This is a genomic window from Chamaesiphon sp. VAR_48_metabat_403 (assembly GCF_031422475.1).
GTDB lineage: Bacteria > Cyanobacteriota > Cyanobacteriia > Cyanobacteriales > Chamaesiphonaceae > Chamaesiphon.
On the sequence record NZ_JANPLS010000008.1, the window covers coordinates 1 to 4417 of the forward strand.

3 protein-coding genes are annotated in these 4417 nt (G+C 42.4%); 2 read left to right on the plus strand and 1 reads right to left on the minus strand.

What is annotated here, in order from left to right; genetic code table 11:
• A partial coding sequence (locus RMO79_RS00390) for a glycosyltransferase family 2 protein (RefSeq protein ID WP_310481060.1) occupies window positions 1-1101 on the plus strand: 1101 nt, incomplete at its 5' end.
• 146 nt (window positions 1102-1247) lie between these two features.
• Window positions 1248-3578 (plus strand): glycoside hydrolase family 2 TIM barrel-domain containing protein, encoded by a 2331-nt coding sequence (locus RMO79_RS00395; protein ID WP_310481061.1) that lies wholly within the window; start codon window positions 1248-1250, stop codon window positions 3576-3578.
• On the opposite strand, the gene RMO79_RS00400 is transcribed toward RMO79_RS00395, so the two are convergent.
• On the minus strand, window positions 3573-4417 hold an 845-nt coding region (locus RMO79_RS00400), incomplete at its 5' end, for a restriction endonuclease subunit S (RefSeq protein ID WP_310481062.1). The genes RMO79_RS00395 and RMO79_RS00400 overlap by 6 nt on opposite strands.

Consider the following 4417-nt stretch of genomic DNA (forward strand, 5'->3'; position numbering starts at 1 on the left):
GGACAATTTATTCTCACCCTCGATGCCGATCATATTCCCAAACCACAGTTTCTCCAGCGAGTTTTACCCTACTTCTATAGTTACAATCTCTCGACTGGTAATTACGATCGTAATCGGATTGCCCTAGTTCAAACACCTCAAGATTTTTATAATATCCCTCCTGGCGATCCTTACGGACATCGCGCTCATCTCTTTTATGGGCCGATTCAACAGGGGAAAGATGGTTTAAATTCAGCCTTTTATACAGGTACAAATGCCATCCTCCGCCGCGAAGCTCTAATCAATGTCGGACTGAAATATTTCACCCAGGCAGTTTCTAAAAACAAAGATTTACTCAAGGATTTTACCCTTATCGGTGGGATGTCTAGTAGTAGCATCACCGAAGATATGAATACCGCCATGCGGTTGCACGGAGCCGGATGGAAATCTGTCTACCATCACGAACTTCTCGCCGAAGGTTTAGCCCCCGACGATCTCGCTTCCACTCTCCAACAGCGGCTGCGCTGGGCACAAGGAACGATTCAGGTATTAATTCAAGAGAATCCGTGGACTAGACCAGGACTGAGTTTCTGGCAACGGCTCCAGTATTTTCAGACGATGTATAGTTACTTTTCAGGCTTTGCCACTGTCGTTTTGATTGCTTGTCCGATTATCTTCTTCTTTACTGGCATTACGCCGATTCACACCTATGGATCGGATTTTATCATCCATTTTGCACCAGCATTTATTATCAATCGTCTGACTTTTTTGCTGGTGACATGGGGGATTACTGCCGGAGAAGTGTGGAGAGCCGAACAATATGCGATCGCGTTATTCCCCCTCTTTATTCAAGCAGTATTGAGTGTCTTTACCAAGCGATCGATTAAATTTAAAGTTACACCCAAGGAACGCCAATCAGGAATTTATCTAAATCTAGTTATGCCCCAACTAATTGTTTGCGGCTTGACGGTTCTGGGAATACTTTATGCTCTAGTTAGGTTTGCGATGGGTACTTTAACTGAGGTGCCATTATATGTAGTCAATGCTGCATGGTCAATCTATAATATATTGCTGTTATCCGTAATTATCCGCGCCGCTGTGTGGCAACCGAAGGAGGGGTAGAACTGTAGGTTGGGTTGAGCCTCGTTGGCGTAGCCTTTCGGAACGAAACAACCCAATACACTCACCAATCGATTGCGTGGACGTTGGGTTGACGAAGGAAACCCAACCTACCTAAATATTTTGCACTTCTTATAATTAGATCGATCGTGAATTTTAACTGGAAATATAACTTATCTTCTCTACTCCAACAATTTCCATTCGTTCGATCGATCTGGGCGTTACTATTCATCATCGGGATAAGTTTGACGATCGCAATTCATTCTACCCCTACCATTGCCAATCCAGCCAAATTAGAAACCAAACTTAATTCAACTATTCCCACATCAATTTCATTAGGCGGCGAATGGAAATTTGCATCCGGTCATCTGCAACCAGATAATGCTTATCAGCATACATATAACGATCGCAATTGGCGATCGATCCAGGTTCCTGGTAATTGGTTTCTCCAAGGGCAAGATCTATCTGGAGTCGTTTGGTATCGCCGACATTTTCAGATCGATCGATCCTTAAAAGGCAAAGTTATTCAGATTGTATTTGACGGTATTGACTATACTGGCGATGTTTGGCTCAATGGTCATTATCTAGGATTTCATGAGGGCTATTTTCAACCGTTTAGGTTTGTTGTGTCTGACGATCTAAAATATAACAGTGATAATGTTTTAGTAGTTAAAGTAAACAGTCCAGTTGAAGAACCTGAAAAAGTTTGGTCTTTGCATAAACGAATTATTAAAGGTGTTTTAAACCATCACGATACCCGCCCAGGTGGTGCGTGGTCTGTACGCGGACAAGAACAGAATACAGGCGGAATTTGGGCACCTGTATCGCTCCAAATATCCGATCGAGTCGCAATTACGCACCAACAAGTCACCCCAGAATTAGATACTCGGCTGCAAAATGCAATTGCTCATGTCGATCTAACAATTATCAATCCTAGCCCCAAACCACAGACGGTAAAATTAGCCTTACAACTTCAAGCCGCTAACTTTCAAGAGTCGCCAGATTCACCCATATTTCAGACAAAGATCTTAAAACCAGGTACTAATCAGATCGCTATTAATATCCCCAAAACCGATCCGCATTTGTGGTGGACGTGGGAGCATGGCAAACCAGATTTATATAGAGTAAAAACTGAGATTCTGAGCAATCATAAATTATTAGATCGATCGATTACCACATTTGGCTTCCGCACGATCCGTCGCAATTCCCAATCTCAAGCTTGGGAATTAAATGGAAGGCGGATGTTCTTGCGCGGTACTAACTATATTGCTTCTCAATGGTTGAGTGAGATGACACGGGAGAAATACTCGATCGATCTCAAATTAATGCAGCAAGCAAATATCAATAGCATCCGCGTTCACGCGCATATTGAAGCCGAAGAATTTTACCGTTTGTGTGACGAGATGGGGTTATTAGTCTGGCAAGATTTCCCCTTGCAATGGGGTTATAGCGATGCTGCCGAATTTGTTACTGAAGCCACGCGACAAGCGAATGATATGGTAACAATGTTGTATAACCATCCCTCAATTTTCACCTGGAGCATTCACAATGAACCGCCGTGGGATGCCACTTGGATGAAAGATAAATATCCCGATTACAATCCCCAGCAAAATCGCGCTCTCGACGAAACAATTTACAATAGTCTCCGCTCCCGCGACTCCACCCGCCATCTACATCTTGCCTCAACCGTTAACGAACACCCCTGGTACGGCTGGTATTCGGGAAAATGGCAAGACTATGGCAAACCGACTAAAGAACCCCTAATTACCGAATTTGGCGCACAGGCATTACCAAATCGGAGTTCTTTAGAGCGAATATTTACAGCAGCCGAGCTATTTCCCGATACTCCAGCCAAATTAGCCAAGTGGAAATATCATAACTTTCAACCCCATGAGACATTCAATCTAGCGAAAGTGCCAATGGGCAAAAATATCGAAGAATTTATCCACAATACCCAACAATATCAAGCCCAACTCACTCAATTTGCAGCCGAATCTTATCGGAGACAACGATATCAGCCCGTGAGCGCAATTTTTCAGTTTATGTTTGTCGAAGATTGGCCGTCGATTAATTGGGGCGTTGTAGACTATTGGCGACAGACTAAACCAGGATATGAGATGTTAAAACGTGCTTATCAACCTATTTTACCGTGTATCGTTTTAACGAAACAACAGTGGAAAGTTGGCGAGTCAATCCCTGTAGAACTATGGCTGATTAACGATCTATGGAAATCGATGCCTAATTCTAAACTCACATATACATTAAAACGAGTGAATGAGATTGTAAAACAAGACTCAATCTCGATCGCTATTACGCCAGATAGTGGCAAACAGATCGATAAAATCACATTTCCAGACTTAGCTGCTGGTAACTATCAATTGCTGGTAAAAGTCATCGATCGACAGGGTAGTTTATTAGGTGAAAACATTGCTAGATTTGATGTCATCCGATCGCAATCTATCTCGATTAATTTACTATAAAGCCTCGTGCAGCAATGACTCCAGCAAGCGATGGCTATCGGTTTCCGTAATGTCGATCTGAGCTTCTAATCGATCGCACAATCCCATCAATTCATCTACTTTTGCCACAATTCGATGTTGTTCAGCGAGAGGTGGGAGAGGAATAGCCATGTTTTTCAAAATTGTTCCATTCACGTTTGCTTGACCACATTGCTGTTTTAGATGGGGCGTAATTTGGGTTGCACGAAAAAATGGAGCATTCATTGTCAGATTGAAGTAGAAAGGACTGCTAGAGATACTCGAATAATGAATACGAATTAGATAAGAAGCGAATGTATATTTATCATTATTACCAAGATAAATACCAGTTTTCCCAACAAGTTCGGCACTATTAGTACGGTTATAAAGAAGATCGAGGTTTTTCAAATAAAGACCTGGAAGATCGTCAATATTTTCAGAAACTTTTTTCTGCCCACCAAGTACAACTTTTCCGTCTTGAATATCTCCCATTTTTAGAACGGGCACGCCAAATTCAGAATGTGCTGATTGCTGTGATGTTCCGTATTCTGTGAATAAAGATGCAATGCCTATTTTTACCCACTCCCAAGACGGAGGGATCACAAATGGAATATTGCTAGTTGTTAATGGCAATAGAGGCTTTTCTTTCCGAATTCGCCCATGTGCAATCAATTCTTTTTTCTCCATCTGAATCCGCTTCAACAATTCACTAGCAGGCTCATCATTAGGATCTTGAGGGACGAGCTTACCACAGACAGCGAGATTGAGGATGGTTTGACGTAGTTGTTTGATGTGTTCCGATCGAGTCGTCAATTTCGGGAGCCGATCGAAATAAAACTGGG